This window comes from Bradyrhizobium sp., from assembly GCF_016462955.1.
Lineage (GTDB): Bacteria > Pseudomonadota > Alphaproteobacteria > Rhizobiales > Xanthobacteraceae > Bradyrhizobium.
On the sequence record NZ_JAEMSD010000864.1, the window covers coordinates 416 to 1,670 of the forward strand.

Here is a 1,255-nt window from a genome sequence, read left to right on the forward strand (position 1 = left end):
GCCGGAGGAAGCGGCGGCGCGGCGGCCGGGGCCGGCACGTCGTCGGCTCCCGGAACTAATTCGGCCGGAACGGCTCAATCGAGCGGTGGCCCAAGGGGATCGACGACAGTCGGGCGACCCGGCAATCCCGCAGGCGGAACCAATATCGGACGTATTGACGGGACGGTGACGCCCGGGCCCTCGCTTCCGGGCGACGACCAGATTCGCTCGGAGACCTCGAATAATTCCGAGGCGGATCGAAAGATCAAAAGCATCTGCCGGGGATGCTGAGCGCCGTCAGGACGCCGGCTTTGTCCGGCGTCCTGACAATGTTCGCATCGTCGCGAGCTCCGGGTTGCCGCGCTGGCGAGGCTGGTCTCCCCGGACCCCGTGTTCGGCGAGATCGATCGCTGATCGCGAGCGGACGGCACGCAGCTACTCGGGTAAAGGCGTGTCGGCGATGTCCAGCAGCGCGCCGAGGCCTTGGCGGAGGCGTCGCGTCGCGATGCTGTCGTTCGCCAGGCCAAACACCACGAGCGAGCGCGCGGTCATCGCGTACGTGTGTCCGAACTCGAACTCCGCCATGGGCGCGTCGGGCCTGTTGGTGTCGATCAGCCCCAGCCAGCTGCGTCCATCGGTGACCTCCGGCAGGGTGAAATTCACGACGTCGTGGTGTGCATTGTAGACCAGCAGTATGGTCGCATCCGAGCCGCGGCGCTTGATCCCGGTCTCCTGTGCGCGGCCGTCAAGCAGCATCCCGAAGCATTTGGCGTTGCCATCGTGCCATTGCTCCGTCGTCATCTCCTCGCCGGACGGCGACAGCCAGGTCACGTCCTTGACGTCGAGTTCCTCGTTTTGCGAACCGACCAGAAAGCGGCTGCGGTAGAGGATGGGAAAGGACTTGCGGGTGGCGATCAGCTTGCGCGTGAACTCGCGAAGGCCGCGCCCGTTCGCGGTGATGCCCATCCAGTTGAGCCAGGTGGTCTCGTTGTCCTGGGCGTAGGCATTGTTGTTGCCGTTCTGGGTGTGGCCGAACTCGTCGCCCGCGAGCAGCATCGGCGTGCCGTGGGACAGCAGCATCGTCGCCAGAAGATTCCGCTTCTGGCGCTCTCGCAAGCCGATGATCTCCGGGTCGTCCGTCGGTCCTTCGGCGCCACAGTTCCAGGAATGGTTGTTGCTGTGACCGTCGCGGTTGTCCTCACCGTTCGCCTCGTTGTGCTTATCATTGTACGAGACGAGGTCGTTGAGGTTGAAGCCGTCATGCGCCGTGACGAAG

1 pseudogene is annotated in these 1,255 nt (G+C 64.9%); it reads right to left on the minus strand.

Annotation, left to right across the window (positions count from 1 at the left end):
- Nucleotides 1–414: 414 nt before the first annotated feature.
- Nucleotides 415–1,255 (minus strand): annotated as a pseudogene (locus tag JHD07_RS39325) (glycogen debranching enzyme GlgX); the annotation flags it as partial.